21 protein-coding genes are annotated in these 18,524 nt (G+C 63.8%); 18 read left to right on the top strand and 3 right to left on the bottom strand.

Annotated elements, in window-relative coordinates; all coding sequences use genetic code 11:
- Positions 1 to 245: 245 nt before the first annotated feature.
- The 16 genes from ccmA (at position 246) to KDB76_RS20420 (ending at position 12,835) form a co-directional block, all read left to right on the top strand.
- Complete coding sequence (gene ccmA, locus KDB76_RS20495; RefSeq protein WP_013973564.1) at positions 246 to 878, top strand: cytochrome c biogenesis heme-transporting ATPase CcmA; 633 nt, start codon at positions 246 to 248, stop codon at positions 876 to 878.
- Positions 875 to 1,543 carry a heme exporter protein CcmB gene (ccmB, locus tag KDB76_RS20490; RefSeq protein ID WP_012273477.1) on the top strand — a complete coding sequence of 223 codons (669 nt, stop codon included), beginning with the start codon at positions 875 to 877 and terminating at the stop codon, positions 1,541 to 1,543. The genes ccmA and ccmB overlap by 4 nt, the downstream gene beginning before the upstream one ends.
- A 46-nt stretch (positions 1,544 to 1,589) precedes the next feature.
- Positions 1,590 to 2,357, top strand: coding sequence for a heme ABC transporter permease (locus tag KDB76_RS20485; RefSeq protein WP_012273476.1), 768 nt, complete (start codon positions 1,590 to 1,592; stop codon positions 2,355 to 2,357).
- Positions 2,354 to 2,530 carry a heme exporter protein CcmD gene (ccmD, locus tag KDB76_RS20480; protein WP_013973562.1) on the top strand — a complete coding sequence of 59 codons (177 nt, stop codon included), beginning with the start codon at positions 2,354 to 2,356 and terminating at the stop codon, positions 2,528 to 2,530. Before KDB76_RS20485 ends, ccmD begins: the two co-directional genes overlap by 4 nt.
- The gene (ccmE, locus tag KDB76_RS20475) at positions 2,527 to 2,982 is read left to right on the top strand and encodes a cytochrome c maturation protein CcmE (RefSeq protein ID WP_013973561.1); all 456 of its coding nucleotides are present in this window, start codon (positions 2,527 to 2,529) and stop codon (positions 2,980 to 2,982) included. Before ccmD ends, ccmE begins: the two co-directional genes overlap by 4 nt.
- 11 nt (positions 2,983 to 2,993) lie before the next feature.
- Complete coding sequence (locus KDB76_RS20470) at positions 2,994 to 4,967, top strand: heme lyase CcmF/NrfE family subunit (protein WP_015271186.1); 1,974 nt, start codon at positions 2,994 to 2,996, stop codon at positions 4,965 to 4,967.
- A complete protein-coding gene (locus KDB76_RS20465; protein WP_013973559.1) occupies positions 4,964 to 5,500 on the top strand; it encodes a DsbE family thiol:disulfide interchange protein in 537 nt (178 codons plus the stop codon). The genes KDB76_RS20470 and KDB76_RS20465 overlap by 4 nt, the downstream gene beginning before the upstream one ends.
- Positions 5,497 to 5,985, top strand: a complete 489-nt coding sequence (locus KDB76_RS20460; RefSeq protein ID WP_003257333.1) for a cytochrome c-type biogenesis protein — start codon at positions 5,497 to 5,499, stop codon at positions 5,983 to 5,985. The genes KDB76_RS20465 and KDB76_RS20460 overlap by 4 nt, the downstream gene beginning before the upstream one ends.
- Entirely contained in the window at positions 5,978 to 7,168 is a 1,191-nt protein-coding gene (ccmI, locus tag KDB76_RS20455) for a c-type cytochrome biogenesis protein CcmI (protein ID WP_013973558.1), read from the top strand. Before KDB76_RS20460 ends, ccmI begins: the two co-directional genes overlap by 8 nt.
- A gap of 12 nt (positions 7,169 to 7,180) precedes the next feature.
- On the top strand, positions 7,181 to 7,597 hold the full coding sequence (locus tag KDB76_RS20450) for a hypothetical protein (protein WP_013973557.1): 417 nt from the start codon (positions 7,181 to 7,183) through the stop codon (positions 7,595 to 7,597).
- 814 nt (positions 7,598 to 8,411) lie between these two features.
- Positions 8,412 to 9,350: a 2-hydroxyacid dehydrogenase gene (locus KDB76_RS20445; RefSeq protein WP_038410031.1), complete on the top strand. Its 939-nt coding sequence runs from the start codon at positions 8,412 to 8,414 to the stop codon at positions 9,348 to 9,350.
- A gap of 50 nt (positions 9,351 to 9,400) precedes the next feature.
- Positions 9,401 to 10,189 carry a PhzF family phenazine biosynthesis protein gene (locus KDB76_RS20440; protein ID WP_023661667.1) on the top strand — a complete coding sequence of 263 codons (789 nt, stop codon included), beginning with the start codon at positions 9,401 to 9,403 and terminating at the stop codon, positions 10,187 to 10,189.
- 93 nt (positions 10,190 to 10,282) lie between these two features.
- Positions 10,283 to 10,690 (top strand): GFA family protein, encoded by a 408-nt coding sequence (locus KDB76_RS20435; protein ID WP_024087448.1) that lies wholly within the window; start codon positions 10,283 to 10,285, stop codon positions 10,688 to 10,690.
- A gap of 112 nt (positions 10,691 to 10,802) precedes the next feature.
- Positions 10,803 to 11,141: an FKBP-type peptidyl-prolyl cis-trans isomerase gene (locus KDB76_RS20430; protein ID WP_013973553.1), complete on the top strand. Its 339-nt coding sequence runs from the start codon at positions 10,803 to 10,805 to the stop codon at positions 11,139 to 11,141.
- A 289-nt stretch (positions 11,142 to 11,430) separates the two neighbouring features.
- Positions 11,431 to 11,937, top strand: a complete 507-nt coding sequence (locus KDB76_RS20425; RefSeq protein WP_023661660.1) for a hypothetical protein — start codon at positions 11,431 to 11,433, stop codon at positions 11,935 to 11,937.
- 238 nt (positions 11,938 to 12,175) lie between these two features.
- The gene (locus tag KDB76_RS20420; RefSeq protein WP_013973551.1) at positions 12,176 to 12,835 is read left to right on the top strand and encodes a hypothetical protein; all 660 of its coding nucleotides are present in this window, start codon (positions 12,176 to 12,178) and stop codon (positions 12,833 to 12,835) included.
- A 203-nt stretch (positions 12,836 to 13,038) separates the two neighbouring features.
- Here the strand turns inward: KDB76_RS20420 and KDB76_RS20415 are convergent, their stop codons facing one another.
- The 3 genes from KDB76_RS20415 to KDB76_RS20405 all read right to left on the bottom strand — a co-directional run bounded on the left by KDB76_RS20415 (position 13,039) and on the right by KDB76_RS20405 (position 16,311).
- Positions 13,039 to 13,767, bottom strand: coding sequence for an aspartate/glutamate racemase family protein (locus tag KDB76_RS20415; RefSeq protein ID WP_013973550.1), 729 nt, complete (start codon positions 13,765 to 13,767; stop codon positions 13,039 to 13,041).
- Between the two features lie 16 nt (positions 13,768 to 13,783).
- Entirely contained in the window at positions 13,784 to 15,316 is a 1,533-nt protein-coding gene (locus KDB76_RS20410; protein WP_013973549.1) for an NCS1 family nucleobase:cation symporter-1, read from the bottom strand.
- Positions 15,317 to 15,873: 557 nt separating this feature from the next.
- Positions 15,874 to 16,311 carry an Lrp/AsnC family transcriptional regulator gene (locus KDB76_RS20405; RefSeq protein ID WP_003260363.1) on the bottom strand — a complete coding sequence of 146 codons (438 nt, stop codon included), beginning with the start codon at positions 16,309 to 16,311 and terminating at the stop codon, positions 15,874 to 15,876.
- Between the two features lie 134 nt (positions 16,312 to 16,445).
- Between KDB76_RS20405 and KDB76_RS20400 the strand changes: the two genes are divergently transcribed.
- Both KDB76_RS20400 and KDB76_RS20395 read left to right on the top strand, forming a co-directional pair.
- Complete coding sequence (locus tag KDB76_RS20400; protein WP_024087447.1) at positions 16,446 to 17,342, top strand: DMT family transporter; 897 nt, start codon at positions 16,446 to 16,448, stop codon at positions 17,340 to 17,342.
- A 145-nt stretch (positions 17,343 to 17,487) separates the two neighbouring features.
- The gene (locus KDB76_RS20395; RefSeq protein ID WP_024087446.1) at positions 17,488 to 18,414 is read left to right on the top strand and encodes a class I SAM-dependent methyltransferase; all 927 of its coding nucleotides are present in this window, start codon (positions 17,488 to 17,490) and stop codon (positions 18,412 to 18,414) included.
- Positions 18,415 to 18,524: the final 110 nt, after the last annotated feature.

Genomic DNA, 18,524 nt, shown 5'->3' with positions numbered 1-18,524 from the left:
AACCCGCCCTCTTGGCAGCGCGGCGGCGCGTGTAATAATGCCGGCCGTCCGTCGTTGCCAGTATAACGGCAGCGAGGGGGCGACTTGAGATACAGGGCTAGAGGTTGGCGTCGCCTGCTTCGCGGGTGAACCCGCTCCTACAAGGGTTTGCGCAGCTTTCAAACCCTGCGTTGAACCTGTGGGAGCGGGTTTACCCGCGAAGCAGGCGACGCCGACCTCTAGCCCTACAAAGATAAGGCGAAACCGTGACCCTTCACCTCCAAGCCGCGGGCCTGGCCTGCGAGCGCGACTGGCGCCTGCTGTTCGAGCACCTCGCTTTCGAGCTGCGGCCCGGCGACATGCTGCAGATCAGCGGCCCCAACGGCAGCGGCAAGACCAGCCTGCTGCGCTTGCTGGCCGGCCTGATGCAGCCGACGGCCGGGCAGATCCTGCTGGGCGGCAAGCCACTGGCCGAACAGCGCCACGCCCTGGCCAGCATCCTGTTGTGGATCGGCCATGCAGCGGGCATCAAGGACCTGCTCACCGCCGAGGAGAACCTCACCTGGCTGTGCGCCCTGCACCAGCCGGCCAGCCGCGAGGCGATCTGGGCGGCACTGGCGGCCGTCGGCCTGCGTGGTTTCGAAGACGTGCCCTGCCACACCCTGTCTGCCGGCCAGCAGCGCCGCGTGGCCCTGGCCCGGCTGTACCTGGCCAGCCCGCCGCTGTGGATCCTCGACGAACCCTTCACCGCCCTCGACAAGCAGGGCGTGGCGCAGCTCGAGGCGCACCTGGCGGCCCACTGCGAGCAGGGCGGCACGGTAGTGCTGACCACCCACCACACGCTGGAACGCAAGCCCTCCGGTTACCGTGAACTGAACCTGGGGCAATGGGCGGCATGAGCGTATTCATCCTGTTGTTGCGCCGCGAAGCGCGCCTGCTGTTCCGCCGCCCGGCCGAGCTGGCCAACCCGTTGGTGTTCTTCGCCATAGTGGTTGCACTGTTCCCGCTGGCAGTCGGCCCGGAAAGCCAATTGTTGCAAACCTTGTCGCCAGGCCTGGTCTGGGTGGCGGCACTGCTGGCGGTGCTGTTGTCGCTGGACGGCCTGTTCCGCAGCGATTTCGAGGACGGCTCGCTGGAACAGTGGGTGCTGTCGCCGCACCCGTTGGCGCTGCTGGTGCTGGCCAAGGTGCTGGCGCACTGGATCTTTTCCGGGCTGGCGCTGGTATTGTTGGCGCCGCTGCTGGCACTGATGCTGGGGCTGCCGAGCCATTGCCTGCCGGTGCTGCTCGGTTCCCTGCTGCTGGGCACGCCGGTGCTGAGCCTGCTGGGGGCGGTGGGCGCGGCGCTGACAGTCGGTCTGAAACGCGGCGGTTTGCTGCTGGCATTGCTGATTCTGCCGTTGTATATCCCTGTATTGATCCTGGGCAGTGGTGCGTTGCAAGCGGCGTTGCAGAATATGCCGGCAACCGGCCACCTGCTCTGGCTCGCCAGCCTGACGGCCCTGGCCGTGACCCTGGCACCCTTTGCGATAGCGGCCGGCCTGAAGATCAGCGTCGGCGAATAACGAGTCCCGGGCTTTCAAGCCCGGCCAATACCCTGGATGTACCCTGATGAAAATAAGCTGGACGTGGTTCCACAAGCTGGGCTCCCCCAAATGGTTCTATGCCATCAGCGGCCGCATGCTGCCGTGGCTTGCCGGCGCTGCCGTGCTCCTGCTGCTGGTCGGCATCACCTGGGGCCTGGCCTTCGCCCCCCAGGACTACCAGCAAGGCAACAGCTTCCGCATCATCTACATCCACGTGCCGGCGGCGATGCTGGCGCAGTCCTGCTACGTGCTGCTGGCAGTGGCCGGGGTGGTGGGGCTGGTATGGAAGATGAAACTGGCCGACGTCGCCTTGCAATGCGCCGCCCCCATCGGCGCCTGGATGACCGCGGTGGCGCTGGTCACCGGGGCCATCTGGGGCAAGCCCACCTGGGGAAGCTGGTGGGTCTGGGATGCCCGACTGACGTCCATGCTCATCCTGTTGTTCCTGTACTTCGGCATTATTGCGCTGGGCCAGGCAATCAGTAATCGTGACAGTGCAGCCAAGGCCTGTGCGGTACTGGCGATCGTCGGCGTGGTGAACATCCCGATCATCAAGTACTCGGTGGAGTGGTGGAACACCCTGCACCAGGGCGCCACTTTCACCCTCACCGAAAAGCCGGCGATGCCCGCAGAAATGTGGTTGCCGCTGCTGTGCACGGCGCTGGGCTTCTACTGCTTCTTTGGCGCGGTGCTGTTGCTGCGCATGCGCCTTGAAGTGCTCAAGCGCGAAGCGCGCGCCAGTTGGGTCAAGGACGAAGTATTGAACAGCCTGGGGCGGAGGGCCGCACAATGAGTTTCGCCACTTTCGGTGACTTTCTCGCCATGGGCCACCATGGCCTGTACGTGTGGACGGCCTATGGCATCTGCCTGGCAGTGCTGGCGCTGAATGTCGCCGCGCCCGTGCTGGCCCGCCGTCGCTACCTGCAAGATGAGGCGCGCCGTTTGCGCCGGGAGAACAACCAGTGAATCCGCAGCGCAAGAAACGCCTGTTGCTCATCGTCGGCCTGCTGGTCGGCGTCGGGGTTGCCGTCGGCTTTGCCTTGAGCGCATTGCAGCAGAACATCAACCTGTTCTACACCCCGACCCAGATCGCCAACGGCGAAGCGCCGCTGGACACCCGCATCCGCGCCGGCGGCATGGTCGAGAAAGGTTCGGTGCAGCGTTCGTCCGATTCGCTGGACGTGCGCTTCGTGGTCACCGACTTCAACAAGTCGGTGCCGATCACCTACCGTGGCATCCTCCCCGACCTGTTCCGCGAAGGGCAGGGCATCGTCGCCCTCGGCAAGCTCAACGCCGATGGCGTGGTGGTGGCCGATGAAGTACTGGCCAAGCACGACGAGAAGTACATGCCGCCCGAGGTTACCAAGGCCCTGAAGGAAAGCGGCCAGGCCGCCAGCGGCGGGGAGGCCAGGCCATGAACGCGGCGCTGGTGATCCCCGAACTCGGCCAGCTGGCGATGATCCTGGCCATCTGCTTTGCTGCCGTGCAGGCTAGCGTGCCGCTGCTCGGCGCCTGGCGTGGCGACAGCCTGTGGATGAGCCTGGCGCGGCCGGCGGCCTGGGGGCAGTTCGCCTTCCTGGCCTTTGCCTTCGCCTGCCTGACCCATGCCTTCATGACCGACAACTTCTCGGTCGCCTATGTGGCCAGCAACTCCAACAGCGCCTTGCCCTGGTACTACAAGTTCAGTGCCGTGTGGGGGGCGCACGAAGGTTCGCTGTTGCTGTGGGCGCTGATCCTCGGCGGCTGGACCTTCGCCGTATCGGTGTTCTCGCGGCAGTTGCCGCAGGTGATGCTGGCCCGCGTGCTGGCGGTAATGGGCATGATCAGCGTGGGCTTCCTGAGCTTCCTGATCATCACCTCCAACCCGTTCCAGCGCCTGCTGCCGCAGGTGCCGACCGATGGCCGCGACCTCAACCCGCTGTTGCAGGACTTTGGCCTGATCGTCCACCCGCCGATGCTGTACATGGGCTACGTCGGGTTCTCGGTGGCCTTCGCCTTCGCCATCGCCGCCTTGCTCGGTGGCCGCCTGGACGCCGCCTGGGCGCGCTGGTCGCGGCCCTGGACCATCGTTGCCTGGGCCTTCCTCGGTGTCGGCATTACCCTGGGTTCGTGGTGGGCCTACTATGAACTGGGCTGGGGTGGCTGGTGGTTCTGGGACCCTGTGGAAAACGCCTCGTTCATGCCTTGGCTGGTGGGTACGGCGCTGATCCACTCGCTGGCGGTGACCGAGAAGCGCGGGGTATTCAAGAGCTGGACCGTGCTGCTGGCGATTGCCGCGTTCTCGCTGAGCCTGCTGGGTACCTTCCTGGTGCGCTCCGGTGTCCTGACCTCGGTGCATGCGTTTGCCGCCGACCCGTCGCGGGGCATTTTCATCCTGATCTTCCTGCTGTTCGTGGTCGGTGGTTCGCTCACTCTGTTCGCCTTGCGCGCACCGGTGGTCAAGAGCCAGGTCGGCTTTGCCCTGTGGTCGCGCGAGACGCTGCTGCTGGCCAACAACCTGGTGCTGGTAGTGGCGGCCTCGATGATTCTGCTCGGCACCCTCTACCCGCTGGTGCTCGATGCGTTGACCGGTGCCAAGCTGTCGGTCGGCCCACCGTATTTCGACGCCTTGTTCCTGCCGCTGATGGCACTGCTGATGGTGGTGCTGGGCGTGGGCGTGGTGGTGCGCTGGAAAGACACCCCCGGCAAATGGCTGGCCAGCATGATGACCCCGGTGCTGCTCGGCAGCGCCATCCTCGCGCCGGTGGCAGGCTTTATCGTCGACGACTTCGACTGGCCGACCCTGACCGCCTTCGCCCTGGCCGCCTGGGTGGTGCTTGGCGGGCTGCGCGACATTCTCGACAAGACCCGTCACAAAGGCCTGCTCAAGGGCCTGCCTGGCCTGGGTCGCAGCTACTGGGGCATGCAGCTGGCGCACCTGGGCCTGGCGGTGTGCGCGCTGGGCGTGGTGCTGTCGAGCAACAACAGCGCCGAACGCGACCTGCGCATGGCACCGGGCGAGAGCGTGGAGCTGGGCGGTTACCACTTCCTGTTCCAGGGGGCCCGGCACTTCGAAGGGCCGAACTTCATCTCCGACAAGGGCACCGTGGTGGTCAGCCGCGATGGCCGTGAAGTGACCACCCTGCACCCGGAGAAGCGCCTGTACACCGTGCAGCAGTCGATGATGACCGAAGCCGGCATCGACGCCGGCTTTACCCGCGACCTGTACGTCGCCCTCGGCGAGCCGCTGGAGAACGGCGCCTGGGCAGTACGTGTGCATATCAAGCCTTACGTCCGCTGGATCTGGCTGGGCGGTCTGCTGACCGGCCTGGGCGGGTTGCTGGCGGCCCTCGACCGGCGCTATCGCGTCAAGGTCAAGACCCGGGTGCGTGATGCCCTGGGCGTGTCTGGAGCAGCTGCATGAAGCGTTGGATCATGGTAGTCCCCCTAGCGGTATTCCTGCTGGTGGCGGTGTTCCTCTACAAAGGGCTGTTCCTCAAGCCCGACGAGCTGCCCTCGGCAATGATCGGCAAGCCGTTCCCGGCGTTTTCCCTGGCCTCGACCCAGGGCGACCGTACCCTGACCGAGGGCGACTTGCGTGGCCGCCCGGCACTGGTCAACGTGTGGGCCACCTGGTGCCCGTCGTGCAAGGTAGAGCACCCGTACCTGAACCAGCTGGCCCAGCAGGGCGTGGTGATCCACGGCGTCAACTACAAGGACGACAATGCGGCGGCCCTGAAGTGGCTGGCCGAGTTCCACAACCCGTACCAGCTGGACATTCGTGACGAGCAGGGCAGCCTGGGCCTGGACCTGGGCGTGTATGGCGCGCCGGAAACCTTCCTGATCGATGCCAAGGGCATCATCCGCTACAAGCACGTGGGCGTGGTCGATGCCACGGTCTGGCGTGAGCAGCTGGCGCCGCTGTACCAGGGCCTGGTCGACGAGGCCAGGCCATGAAGCGGGGGCTGGCAGCTGCCGTGCTGGGGCTCTTCATGGGATTGAGCCTGGCAGGCGTGGCCAAGGCGGCCATCGACACCTACCAGTTCCGCGACGATGCCGAGCGTGAGCGCTACCAGCAGCTGACCAAAGAGCTGCGCTGCCCCAAGTGCCAGAACCAGGACATCGCCGACTCCAACGCGCCGATTGCCGCCGACCTGCGTCGGGAAATCTTCCGCATGCTCGGCGAGGGCAAGAGCAACCAGCAGATCGTCGACTTCATGGTCGACCGCTATGGCGACTTCGTGCGCTACAAGCCGGCGCTCAGCGGGCGTACCTGGCTGCTGTGGTTCGGCCCGGGGATTTTGCTGGCCGGTGGTTTCGTGGTGCTGGCGCTGATCGTGCGCCGGCGCCGCAGTGCGGCCGTGCAGGGCGCCAATGAGTTGTCCGCCGAAGAACGCGAGCGTCTCGCCAAATTGCTGGAAAAAGAACAGACCCATGATTGAATTCTGGCTTAGCGCGGGCCTGCTGCTGCTCGCTGCCCTCAGCTTCCTGCTGATCCCGATCCTGCGTGGCCGTGGCCGCCAGCAGGAAGAAGACCGCACCGCCCTGAACGTGGCACTGTACCAGGAGCGCGTCGCCGAACTGGTTGCCCAGCAGGCCGCTGGCGTGCTCGACGAGCCGCAGATGGCCAAGGGCCGTGACGAGGCCGCCCGTGAGCTGCTGGCGGATACCGAAGGTGCCGAGGCCCCGCGCCAGGGGCACCTGGGCAAGGCCCTGCCGTTGCTGGCGGCGCTGCTGGTGCCGCTGCTGGCATTGGGGCTGTACCTGCATTTCGGCGCGGCCGACAAGGTTGAGCTGACCCAGGAGTTTGCCGAAGCGCCCAAATCGATGGAAGAAATGACTGCCCGCCTGGAGCGGGTGGTGCAGGCCCAGCCGGATTCGGCCGAGGCCGTGTACTTCCTGGGCCGAGCCTACATGGCCGAGCAGCGCCCCGCCGATGCCGCGCGTACCTTCGAGCGCGCCGTGGCCCTGGCCGGTCGCCAGCCCGAATTGCTCGGGCAATGGGCACAGGCGCTGTACTTCGCCGCCGACAAGAAATGGAGCCCGCAGCTGCAGGCGCTGACTGACGAGGCGCTGAAAGCCGACCCCAACGAAGTGACCAGCCTGGGGCTGCGTGGTATCGCTGCCTTCGAGGGCGAGCGTTACCAGGAAGCCATCGATTACTGGAAGCGCCTGCTGGCGCAGCTGCCGGAAGGTGATACCTCGCGTGCGGCGCTGCAGGGCGGCATCGACCGCGCCGCCGAGCGCCTGGGTGGTTCGCCGGGGCAGTCTGCGGCGCCCGTGGCGGCTCGCTTGAAGGTGCGCGTGGAACTGGCGGCGGCGTTGAAGGACAAGGTCAAGGCGGACGACACGGTATTCATCTTCGCCCGCGCCAGCAATGGCCCACCCATGCCGCTGGCGGCCAAGCGGGTGACCGTGGCGCAGTTGCCGATCGAGGTGGAATTGTCCGATGCTGACGCCATGATGCCGCAGATGAAACTGTCGGACTTTGCCGAAGTCCAACTCGTTGCACGTGTATCACGCGCTGGCCAGCCAACCCATGGCGAGTGGATTGGCCAGGGCACGCCATTGCCCAGCGCCACCCAGGCCATCCAGCACCTGACCATCGACAGCCCCGACCCGTAAGAGAGCAATGCCATGCACAGCATCGTCCGCCTGACCCTGATCACCCTGGCCCTGGGTTTGTCTGCGTGTACGGTGCATGAGCCGTACGAGCAGCCCGAACCACCGATCGAGCGCCTGCCGCCGCCGGGGCCGGCGGTCAAGCCCTTGCCGGACAGGCAGCCGGCCCCCGCGCCGAGCAAGCCTGCGGCCACGCCCAAGCCGATGCCTCGCACCTCGGCCAGCTTCGCGCCGCCGCCTGGCGGGGCAAGCCATTGGGACCCTAAGCTGGGTGTGTATGTGCTGGAGAAGAAGCCCAATACCTTCTACCGCCAGCGGACCTACTACCGCTTCAACAACGGCTGGAGCTGGTCGCTGAGCCCGGATGGACCGTGGCAGGAGACTGACAGCAGCGGTGTGCCGGGTGGTCTGGGGCGTGCGTTCGCCCAATAATTGCAACGTTGCCGTTGCCGTTGCTTTTAAGCGCGCGGTAGTCCAGGCGCCGCCGATTGCGACTTCAGGAGGCCGAGCGAAGGGACTGCGGAGGGAGGTGACGGGCATGGATGCCCGTCAAGCGCTGAGGCCCCATGGATGGGGCCTGCAGCGCGTACTCCCGGGAGCAGGCCCGTAGCGAGGGGACCCCGGAGCGCAGCGTAGGGGCCGGATGATAGGAGCCAGCGTTTTTTGGTTACTTTTTGTCGCGTTTGACAAAAAGTGACCCGCCGTAAGGGCGGAAAGGTGAATAAGCGCCACCTTCGAAAATGAATGTTGACCTTGTTGTTGATGCCCACGCTTGAAAGCGAAGAGCGAAGAGCGAAGAGCGAAGAGCGAAGAGCGGAAAAGTACTGGTCTTGATATCGCGCATAGTCCATTTACGATGGCGACGCTTACTCACCTTTTCGCCCTTACGGCGAGTCACTTTTTGCCAAACGCGGCAAAAAGTAACCAAAAAACGCTGCGCTCCCATCATCCGGCCCCTGCGCTGCGCTCCGGGGTTCCCTCGCGCCGGTCTTGCTCCCGGGAGTACGCGCTGCAGGCCCCATCCATGGGGCCTCAGCGCTTGACGGGCATCCATGCCCGTCACCTCCCTCCACAAGACCTCTGCTCGGCCTCCTGAAGTCGCGAAGATCAAGATCAAGATCAAGAGCAGAACAGTGCAGAACAGTGCAGAGCAGAACAGAACAGTGCAGTTTCACTTCTTTATTTCGGTTGACTGTACTGGCCGGTGACTCCGCATAATGTCGCCTCGAACTGACCCGGAGGTGGCATGCACAAGACAGTCCTGGTGCTGGTGGAAACCGTCGATGATTACCTGCCCATGCTGGAGCAGGCCGGCTACCGTTTGATCCGCGCCCCTTCGCCGCAACTGCGGGCCCAGGCCATCCAGCGCCATGGCCATGAAATCGATGCCGTGCTCACCCGCGGCCCGCTGGGCCTGACTGCCAGCGAAATCCACACGCTGTCCAAACTGCAGATCATCTGCGTGATCGGTGCCGGCTACGAGCAGGTCGACCTGGCCGCCGCCGCTGCGCGCGGCATCACGGTTACCAACGGCGCTGGGGCCAATGCCGAGGCAGTCGCCGACCACACCCTCGCCCTGCTGCTGGCGCTGTTGCGCGACATTCCCCGCGCCGATGCCAGTATCCGCCGGGGCGAATGGAACCGGGTGATCAGCCCCTCGGTGAGTGGCAAGCGCCTGGGCATTCTCGGCCTTGGTGCGGTGGGCCTGGCCATCGCCAGGCGCGCCCATCTGGGCTTCGCCATGCCCGTCAGCTACCACAGCCGCACGCGGCGCCAGGATGTGCCGTACACCTGGTACGACAGCCCGCAGCACCTGGCCGATGCCGTCGACATCCTGGTTGTGGCCACCCCCGGCGGTGCCAATACTCGCCATCTGGTCGATGCGCAGGTGCTCGAGGCCCTGGGGGCCGAGAGCTACCTGGTGAACATCGCCCGTGCCAGCGTGGTCGACACCCAGGCCCTGGTGGCCGCGCTGCAGCATGGCCAACTGGCTGGTGCGGCACTGGATGTGTTCGACGACGAGCCGGCTGTACCCGATGCCCTCAAGGCCCTTGGCAACACCGTGCTCACCCCCCACGTGGCCGGCCAGTCGCCGGAGGCGGCGCGCGACACGGTGACCCTGGTGCTGCGCAACCTGCAGGCGTTCTTTGCCGGCGAAGCCGTGTTGACCCCGGTACGCCAGTAACCATTTTCATACATCTGCCTGGCAGCGATCGGGCAACAAGGAGTGTGTGCATGCAACTTGAAATCTTCCAGGTCGATGCGTTTTCCGCCGAACCGTTCGGGGGCAACCCGGCGGCAGTGATCCCGCTGCAAAGCTGGCTGCCGGACGACGTGCTGCAGCGCATTGCCGAAGAGAACAACCTGTCGGAAACCGCCTACTTCGTGCGCAACGGCGAAACCTTCGACCTGCGCTGGTTCACCCCGACCGTGGAAGTCGACCTGTGCGGCCATGCCACCCTGGCCTCGGCCTATGTGCTGTTCGAACAGCTGGGCGAGCAGGTGCAGGTGCTGCGTTTCAACACCCGCAGTGGCGAGCTGCGGGTCAGCCGTAACGCCGACGGGCTGCTGGCCATGGACTTCCCGGCCAAGCAGCCGGTCGCCGTGGACATGCTGCCGGGCCTGTTGCAGGCGCTGGGCCTTGGCCAGGCACAGGCGCTGTACCGCAGTGACGACTATGTGGTGGTGATCGATGACGCCCTGTTGCTCGACACCCTGAAGCCGGATTTCGTTGCCCTGTCGGCTTTCGATGTGCGCGGTATCGCCGTTACCGCAGCAGGCCGTGGCTTTGATTTCGTCACCCGCTGGTTCGGCCCACGGGTCGGCGTGAACGAAGACCCGGTGACTGGCTCGGCGCACACCTCGCTGGCGCCGATATGGGCAGAGCGGCTGGGTAGGAGCGTGCTGAGCTGCGAGCAGGGTGGGGGGCGCAAAGGGCAGCTGCAGTGCGAAGTGCCGGGTAATGGCCGGGTGATCATCAGCGGGCGGGCGGCGTTGTACCTGCGCGGTACGGTGTACATCTGACCTCGGGCAACTGTCTTGTGCTGCCTGTGCCGGCGATGAGGCCGGTACAGGCATCTATACTTGCTGGCCCATCTTCCGCTGAAGGAGCCAGCCATGACCCTGGAAAAACACGGCACCTGCCTGTGCGGCGCCACCCGGCTCAAGGTCACCGTCGACAATACCGATATCAGCGCCTGCCACTGCAGCATGTGCCGCAAATGGACCGGCGGCCCATTGCTGGTGGTGCATTGTAGCCAGCCACCGGTGATCGAAGGGCGCGCACCCAGCGTCTATGAGTCTTCCGATTGGGCCCAGCGCGGCTTCTGCGGCCAGTGCGGCACGCACCTGTACTACCGGCTCAAGGCCAATGACTTCCACGCCGTGCCGGTCGGCCTGCTCGACGGCGACCAGGAATGGCATTTCGACTTGCAGATCTTCGTCGAACAGAAACCCGCCTGGTATTGCTTCGCCAACCAGACCAAGGAACTGACTGGCCAGGAAGCCTTCGAGCAGCTCGGCTGATTCAGGCGGCGTGCTGTGATCGATGCGCCAGCACGAAACGCCACGCGAACTTGCCAAACCGGTGCATTCCTGAGAAAAGGGCGGCTTTGTTTCCAGCGTTGGAGTATGCCCCGTGAGCCAAGAACTGCAGATCATCGACCTTGTGGAGGGGGATGGCAAAGCCGCCGTCAAAGGCGCCCTGATCACCACCCAGTACACCGGCTGGCTGGCCGACGGCAGCGAGTTCGACTCGTCCTGGTCGCGCGGCAAGCCGTTCCAGTGCGTGATCGGCACTGGTCGGGTAATCAAGGGGTGGGATCAAGGCCTGATGGGTATGCGCGTTGGCGGCAAGCGCAAGTTGCTGGTACCGGCGCACCTGGGCTATGGCGAACGCAGCGTGGGGGCGATTCCGCCGAATTCGGATTTGACCTTCGAGATCGAATTGCTGGAAGTGCTGACACGGGAGGATTGAGGAAAAGGACTACACGCGCTGTCGGCCAGTGTCTGATTGAGGTGCCGCCCGGGTATGGCTAACCTTGCAGACTCACTGAGTGAAGAGGGTAGCCTATCCATGAAATCGCATTTTTCCTCACGGGTGGTACGCAAAGCGAACGCGCTGTTGGTGGCATCAGGCGCGCGAATGGAAATCTCGTTACCACGCGAACTGGCGAGTGTGGTTACCAACTCCCGAAAGACCCGTTCGGAACTGAAGGCAGCATTCGAGGCTGCGTATTCCCGCCTGCGCAAAGGGTAAGAGCCATATGGCCGATGGCTGTTACAACCACATATACTCGGTGCTTGTGGAGAATGAGCAAGATACACTCGGTATCATTGCCTATTCGTTGTACAAGAGGCAGAAAATCGAGTTTATCCAGGCTTTCAAGATAAAGCATGACCGGGAGCCGAAGGATGAAGACTTGGCCCCTTTCCATGATGTCAGCAACAGCCCCTCGCAGATCGAGAGCTACCGCAATCAGGCCAGCCAGCTTGCTCAGGGCTTTCTTGATGCCTCGATCGCGGCGCAAGCAGTGGAGCTTGAACAGTACTATTTCGATAAAGCAAGCAGCGAAGTCAGGCAGGCCAAGCCAGGATTTTGGTTGGGTTTGGCACAAAGTCTCGTGGGCTCGATTCTCTTCGTGTTTTTGCTGGGCTTTCTGGTGTTCTTCACCTGGAGTCTGAATCAAGGCCCAAAGCAGGTTATCGAGCAGGTATTTGATGTAACCATTCTCGACTCTGTCTCTATGGAACAAGCAGCCGGGCCACCGTAACGGTAATCAGCGAGAGCAACGAGTAACGAACGGACACATTTCAGCAACACCCATCCTCTAATCTAAGCCTTGCCTAGGGAACGGCATCCACCTCCAGGGAGGAACCAAACGGGTTCAGGGCACTCTCACCCTGACTCGTTGCCAAGGACGGCATTCACTACAAGGATGCCCCGCGGTGCTGTTGGCGGGGTGATGTGGCGGGTCTACCCGATTCTTTCTGCCACATGGGCCTGTTTTGATGAAGTTGCCAACATTCTTCCGTCGTCGTCACTGGTTGCTGAGCCTGACGCTTGCAACCATAGCCGTACCGCTGGCGCTGGAAGTTGTCGAAAGCCGGGCGCAACCGGTGGATGGCACCCAGACCCTTGTGTTCCTGCGCCACGCCGAGAAGCCGGGCGAGGGGCTGGGCCAGTTGAACTGCCAGGGCCTCAACCGTGCGTTGGACCTGGCTACCGTGCTGCCCGAGCGCTTTGGCAAGGCCGACTACGTGTTCGCTGCCAACCCCTCGCGGCATGTCGAGGAAGGCAGCAAGGACCAAAGCTACAGCTACATTCGCCCGCTGATGACCATCACACCCAGCGCCATTCGCCTGGGCCTGCCGGTAAACATCGACTATGGCGCCAACGACACCGACGCGCTGGCCGAAGAGCTGCTGCGCGACAAGTACCGTAACGCGACCGTGTACACCGCCTGGTCGCATGGCTACCTCCCTGACCTGATCAATGCCGTGGCTGGCAAGGCCCTCGGTGAAAAGCGGGTGATCACCGAGGACTGGAGCGGCGACGACTTCGACACCCTCTACGTCCTGACCCTGACCTGGCACGACGGCAAGGCCAGCCTGCTCAGCCGCAATGTGCGTCAGGGCCTGAATGATGGTGCGCATAGCTGCCCGACCTGATCCGCTGGTACTGTTCTGCCGGGAAGCCTGTACAGAGTGACGATGAAGTTGTGTACACAGCGGTTGACCAGAATGATGCTTCGACAGGACCGGCCTCTTCGCGGGTAAACCCGCTCCCACAAGTACTGCGCAGGCCTTGAGAGCAATGCGGTCCCTGTGGGAGCGGGTTTACCCGCGAAGAGGCCAGGACAGGCGAAAGACTCCTAACGCCCGAACCGCATCGGCCAACCCACCACTTTCTTCACCCGTGGCGTGGCATAGGTACGGACCTTGGAGGTACTCAAGCCCATGCGCACCAGCGATTCGGCCATGGTTACCGCCGCGCTCACGCCGTCGACCACCGGCACGCCGGTGCGCTGGCGGATCTGCTCGTCCAGCCCGGCCATGCCGCCGCAACCCAGGCAGATCACCTCGGCCTTGTCGTCAGCCACCGCGCGTTCCGCCTGCTCGACAATCGCCTCCACGGCGCGCTGTGGGTCGGCTTCAAGCTCCAGCACCGCCAGCCCGCTGGCCCGCACCGATGCGCAGCGGTCATACAGGCCGGAGAGCTTCAGGCGGTCTTCGATCAGCGGCACGGTGCGGTCCAGGGTGGTCACCACCGAGTAGGCATGGCCCAGGTACATCGCCGTGCTGGCGGCTGCATCGGTGATGTCCACCACCGGCACGTTCAGCAGTTCCTGCAAGCCTTCGCGGCCATGTTCGCCGTAACCCGCCTGTATCACGGCATCATAAGGGCCTTCGTAGGCCAGCACCCGGTCCATCACCGCGATGGCGGCCAGGTAGCTTTCGAAGTTGCCTTCCACCGACTCGGCACCGAACCATGGGGTGAGGCCGATGATTTCCGTGCCGGGCGCTGCCACCGCACGGGCCTGTTCGGCAATGGCTTCGGTGATGGCTTCTGTGGTGTTGACGTTGGCGATCAGAATGCGCATGGGTAGTCCTCCCTGGTCAATGGCTGCTGTGGTCAACGGCGATGCATTCGCCGCTGACGTCGTGGTATTGGCGTTTGCGTGGGGCGATCAGCAGGTACAGGGCGGCGGCGATGCCGGCACCGATCAGCCAGGAGAACGGCGCCACGCCATGGAAGTTGGGCACCAGGGCCAGGACGATGGCCAGCAGTGCGGCCGGCACGAAGGCGGCCACCGCGCGCAGGTTGATGCCCTTGGTGTAGTGGTAGGCGCCGGCCGGGTCTTCGCTGTAAAGCTGCGGCACGTTGATGCAGCCTTTGCGCAGCAACCAGTAGTCGGACATGATCACCCCGTACAGCGGGCCGAGCAGGGCACCCAGGCCGGACAGGAAATACACGATCACCAGCGGGCTGTTGTACAGGTTCCACGGCAGGATCAGCACTGCCAGGGTGGCGCTGATCAGCCCGGCGCGGCGGAAGTTCAGGTGACGCGGTGCCAGGTTGCTGAGGACGAAGGCCGGGGCGACGAAGTTGGCCATGATGTTCACCGCCACGGTGACGATCAGGAAGGCCAGGCAGCCCAGTACCAGGTACGCTGTGCTGGGGATGGCGGCGACGATCTGGGTAGGGCTGTCGATGATCTGGCCGTTGATCTGGAACTGCGCGCCGCACAGCACCACGGTGATCACGGCGAATACCAGGATGTTCACCGGCAGGCCCCAGAAGTTGCCGACGCGGATGGTCTTGCGGCATGGCGAGGAGCGGGCGAAGTCACAGAAGTTCAGCACCAGGGTGCCGTAGATCGCCAGCCACAGCGCGCCGCCGGCAAATATGTTGCGCCACATCTCGTAGCCGGTCAGCGGTTCGGCAACCGACCAGGCGATGCGGGCGTCGGCCTTGAAGTACATGAACACCGCCAGGGCGGCGACGGTCAGCAGGATCACCGGGCCGGCAAAGGCCTCGTAGCGGCGCACCATCTCCATGCCATAGGCCAGGATCACCAGCTGTACCAGCCAGATCGACACGAAGCACACCCAGCCCAGGCTCGACAGGCCGAGGATGCTGTCGTGGTCGTAGGCTGCCATTTGCGGCCATACAGCGGTGAGCAGCACGCGCAGCACCACCGAAGCCAGGTAGGTCTGGATGCCGAACCAGGCGATGGCGATGACCGCACGAATCAGCGCCGGAATCTGCGCACCATGGATGCCGAAGGCGATGCGGCTGATGACTGGGAACGGTACGCCGGTCTTCTGCCCCATATAGCCGGACAGGTTCATGAAGAAGTACACCAGCGCCGCGCCGATGGCCAGCGACAGCAGGATCTGCCAGCCACCCAGGCCGAGGGCGAACAAACCCATGGCGAACGAGTAGTTGGCGATGTTGTGCACATCGTTGGTCCACAGCGCAAAGATGCTGTAGCCGCCCCAGCGGCGGCCTTCGATGCGCGTCGGAGCGAGGTCGCGGTTATGCAGGCGCGGGCTCAGGGCAAGTTCCGGCTGGCTGCCGGCGAGAGTGGACGCGGGGTGGGTGCTGGCGACGGATAGTTCAGGGGCAAGGTCGAAGCTGGTACTCATTCCGGCGGGCTCCTGATGCACGTGGACTGCGATGAGCGGGCATGCGCACGGGCTCGCCATCTCGTCGGTGCAGCGTTGGCATCTCAGGGTTTGGGGCGCGGCGGCCGATGTTGGGTCGGCGTCGCGGGTTCTTGTGTATTTATGTTTTGCTTAGTTTGTATACAAAACACGAACACACAAAAGCGAGTTCCATGCCAAGGAAAAAGCAAACTTTAGTTGGCCATCATTTTGAACTTATATTTTTGAGTTGTAACTTCATGAAATGAAGAGAGTATAAGTTGACCAAATGAACAGATTTAAATTTCGCGAAGGTAACTTAGTTGATCGTTTGGTCAGAATAATTTGTGGGAAGTGTGTAACCTATTGGGGCGCAATCTTGGAAAGTGCACACAAAAATGGCACTTAAGGTGACATTCTTGTGTACAAAAATTAGTCAGCTTTTTTCTGTGCTGGCCTCTTCGCGGGTGAACCCGCTCCTACAAGTACCCCGTAGCATTCAGGTCGGTCGAAATCCTGTGGAAGCGGGTTTACCCGCGAAGAGGCCCGCACAGGCAGATTCAATCCATCGGCGGCAACCGCCGCTTGACCGGTGTCTTCTTGATGATCGCCGTATTGGTTTCGGCCACCGTATAGAGGCGGTCGAGCAGGGTGTCCAGTTGCTCCATCGAGCGAACATGCAGGCGGGCAATGAAGCAGTCTTCGCCGATTACCTTGTCGCACTCGGTGAATTCGGGAATGGCGATGATCTGCCGTTCCACCTCCTGCAGCTTCCCGGGTAGCGGGCGGATGCGCACGATGGCCTGCAGCTGGTAGCCAAAGGCACGCGGGTCGACCTCTACGGTGTAGCCGCGCAACACGCCGCGTTCCTCCAGCCGGCGAAGGCGTTCGCTGACGCTGGGTGAAGACAGCCCGCTGATTTGCGCCAGGGCCTTGAGCGAGCGGCGCGAGTCTTCCATCAGCGCGTTGATCAGCAGTTGGTCGATGGCATCGGTCATGGTCACCTCAATCAGGTTATTCGCGTGATTTGCCTTGATAGTAAAGGCAAACTGGCCAATCTTCCTTCGTTATGCGCTGGAAGGCCGGGCAGCAACCTTTGCATACTGTTGCCATCGTCAACAGGAGGTTTGAGATGGACAGTTCATTGCGTCGTGGCTCGCTGGAAATGGTTGCCGCCATGCTGATTTCCGGGACCATCGGCTGGTTCGTGCTGGTGTCAGGCCAGCCGGTGCTCGAAGTGGTGTTCTGGCGCTGCGTGTTCGGTGCCGTGACCTTGCTGGCGATCTGCGCGGGGTTCGGCTTCCTGCGGCCGGGCGTGATCAGCCGCACGGCGTTCCTGCTGGCGATTGCCAGCGGTGTGGCCATTGTCGGCAACTGGGTGCTGCTGTTCGCCTCCTACTCGCGGGCGTCGATTGCCATCGGCACGGCGGTGTACAACGTACAGCCGTTCATGTTGGTGGGGCTGGCGGCGGTGTTCCTGGGCGAGAAGATCACCCTGGCCAAAGTTACCTGGCTGAGCGTGGCGTTCCTCGGCATGCTGGCCATTGTCAGTGCCCATGGCGCGGGGCAGGGTGGCGGTGAGGACTATTTGCTGGGCATTGCGCTGGCGCTGGGGGCGGCCTTCCTGTATGCCATCGCGGCGTTGATCATCAAGCGCCTGAGTGGCACGCCACCGCACCTGATCGCGCTGATCCAGGTGGCCACGGGTGTGCTGTTGCTGGCGCCGTGGGTCAAGCTTGGCGGGTTGCCGGGTGAAGTGCCGGCGCTGGCCAGCCTGGTGACCTTGGGCATGGTGCACACCGGGTTGATGTATGTGTTGCTGTACAGCGCCATCCAGCGCTTGCCCACGGCGCTGACCGGGGCACTGTCGTTCATCTACCCGATTGCGGCGATTCTGGTGGACTGGGTGGCGTTCGGGCACCGACTGGCACCCTTGCAGTGGCTGGGGGTGGCGTTGATCCTGCTGGCGGCGGCGGGGATGCAGCAGGGGTGGTGGTTCCGGCCAGCGCGGGTTGTGGCAGAGGAATGAGGTGGTCTTGCGGGCCCTTTCGCGGGTAAACCCGCTCCCACAGGTGCTGCACACGGTTCGGGCCTGTGGTGATCCTGTGGGAGCGGGTTTACCCGCGAAAGGGCCCGCAAGGTAGAATGCCGCTTTTACCAGCTTGCGACCCATGATGACTTCGCCGATCCAGACTCTGGAGCAACACCTGCTCGCCGCCCTCGACCCTGCCCCGCAGGAAACCCGCCGCCTGTTCCACGGCCGCGGCCGCTGCTGGGCGGGCCTGGAGCAGGTCACCGTGGACTGGCTGCAAGGCGTGCTGTCGGTCGCCCTGTTTCGCGAGCCGGCGCAAGGCCAGCTGGCCGAACTGGAGGCCATGCTGCGTACTCTCGCCGAGCGTCCACAGTGGACTGGTCAAGCCATCCTTCTCCAGCATCGCTACCTGCCCGACAGCCCGGGCCAGTGGCTGCTGGGCGAACCGTGCCAGCAGCGCGAGGTGGTCGAGGATGGGCTGACCTACCTGCTGGACCTGGGCGTGCGGCAGAACAATGGCCTTTTCCTCGACATGCGCTATGGTCGGCGCTGGGTGCGCGAGCAGGCGGCGGGCAAGCGCGTGCTGAACCTGTTCGCCTACACCTGCGGTTTCTCGGTGGCGGCGATTGCCGGTGGCGCCGAGCAGGTGGTGAACCTGGACATGGCCAAGTCGGCGTTGTCCCGGGGCCGCGACAACCACCGCCTCAATGGCCACGATGCGTCGCGGGTGGCGTACCTGGGGCACGAGCTGTTCAAGTCGTGGGGCAAGGTGCGCAAGTACGGGCCTTATGACCTGATCATCATCGACCCGCCGACCTTCCAGCGCGGCAGCTTTGTGCTGACCCAGGATTACGCGAAGATCCTGCGGCGCTTGCCGGAGTTGTTGAGTGAGGGCGGGACGGTGCTGGCATGCGTGAACGACCCGGGCATCGGGCCAGAGTTTCTGATCGAGGGGATGGCGGAGCAGGCGCCGTCGCTGAAATTCGTCGAGCGGCTGGAGAACCCACCGGAGTTTCCTGACGTGGACCCGGCGGGGGGCTTGAAGGCCCTGGTATTCCGTCAGGCCTGATGTTGCCCTTGCTGGCCTCTTCGCGGGTAAACCCGCTCCCACAAGTACAGCGCAAAACCTGAGGGCTGTGGGGTTCCTGTGGGAGCGGCTTTAGCCGCGAAGAGGCAGGT

Source organism: Pseudomonas sp. JS425 (assembly GCF_018223845.1).
GTDB lineage: Bacteria > Pseudomonadota > Gammaproteobacteria > Pseudomonadales > Pseudomonadaceae > Aquipseudomonas > Aquipseudomonas asiatica.
The sequence above is the reverse complement of the archived record's forward strand: the minus strand, read 5'-3'. Positions and strand labels throughout refer to the sequence as shown.

What these genes read in the sequence shown, in the direction of transcription:
- ccmB (WP_012273477.1), top strand. Translation starts at nt 875, where the DNA reads ATGAGCGTATTCATCCTGTTGTTGCGCCGCGAAGCGCGCCTGCTGTTC.
- KDB76_RS20485 (WP_012273476.1), top strand. Translation starts at nt 1,590, where the DNA reads ATGAAAATAAGCTGGACGTGGTTCCACAAGCTGGGCTCCCCCAAATGG.
- ccmD (WP_013973562.1), top strand. Translation starts at nt 2,354, where the DNA reads ATGAGTTTCGCCACTTTCGGTGACTTTCTCGCCATGGGCCACCATGGC.
- KDB76_RS20465 (WP_013973559.1), top strand. Translation starts at nt 4,964, where the DNA reads ATGAAGCGTTGGATCATGGTAGTCCCCCTAGCGGTATTCCTGCTGGTG.
- KDB76_RS20460 (WP_003257333.1), top strand. Translation starts at nt 5,497, where the DNA reads ATGAAGCGGGGGCTGGCAGCTGCCGTGCTGGGGCTCTTCATGGGATTG.
- ccmI (WP_013973558.1), top strand. Translation starts at nt 5,978, where the DNA reads ATGATTGAATTCTGGCTTAGCGCGGGCCTGCTGCTGCTCGCTGCCCTC.
- KDB76_RS20450 (WP_013973557.1), top strand. Translation starts at nt 7,181, where the DNA reads ATGCACAGCATCGTCCGCCTGACCCTGATCACCCTGGCCCTGGGTTTG.
- KDB76_RS20445 (WP_038410031.1), top strand. Translation starts at nt 8,412, where the DNA reads ATGCACAAGACAGTCCTGGTGCTGGTGGAAACCGTCGATGATTACCTG.
- KDB76_RS20440 (WP_023661667.1), top strand. Translation starts at nt 9,401, where the DNA reads ATGCAACTTGAAATCTTCCAGGTCGATGCGTTTTCCGCCGAACCGTTC.
- KDB76_RS20435 (WP_024087448.1), top strand. Translation starts at nt 10,283, where the DNA reads ATGACCCTGGAAAAACACGGCACCTGCCTGTGCGGCGCCACCCGGCTC.
- KDB76_RS20425 (WP_023661660.1), top strand. Translation starts at nt 11,431, where the DNA reads ATGGCCGATGGCTGTTACAACCACATATACTCGGTGCTTGTGGAGAAT.
- KDB76_RS20420 (WP_013973551.1), top strand. Translation starts at nt 12,176, where the DNA reads ATGAAGTTGCCAACATTCTTCCGTCGTCGTCACTGGTTGCTGAGCCTG.
- KDB76_RS20415 (WP_013973550.1), bottom strand. Translation starts at nt 13,767, where the DNA reads ATGCGCATTCTGATCGCCAACGTCAACACCACAGAAGCCATCACCGAA.
- KDB76_RS20410 (WP_013973549.1), bottom strand. Translation starts at nt 15,316, where the DNA reads ATGAGTACCAGCTTCGACCTTGCCCCTGAACTATCCGTCGCCAGCACC.
- KDB76_RS20405 (WP_003260363.1), bottom strand. Translation starts at nt 16,311, where the DNA reads ATGACCGATGCCATCGACCAACTGCTGATCAACGCGCTGATGGAAGAC.
- KDB76_RS20400 (WP_024087447.1), top strand. Translation starts at nt 16,446, where the DNA reads ATGGACAGTTCATTGCGTCGTGGCTCGCTGGAAATGGTTGCCGCCATG.
- KDB76_RS20395 (WP_024087446.1), top strand. Translation starts at nt 17,488, where the DNA reads ATGACTTCGCCGATCCAGACTCTGGAGCAACACCTGCTCGCCGCCCTC.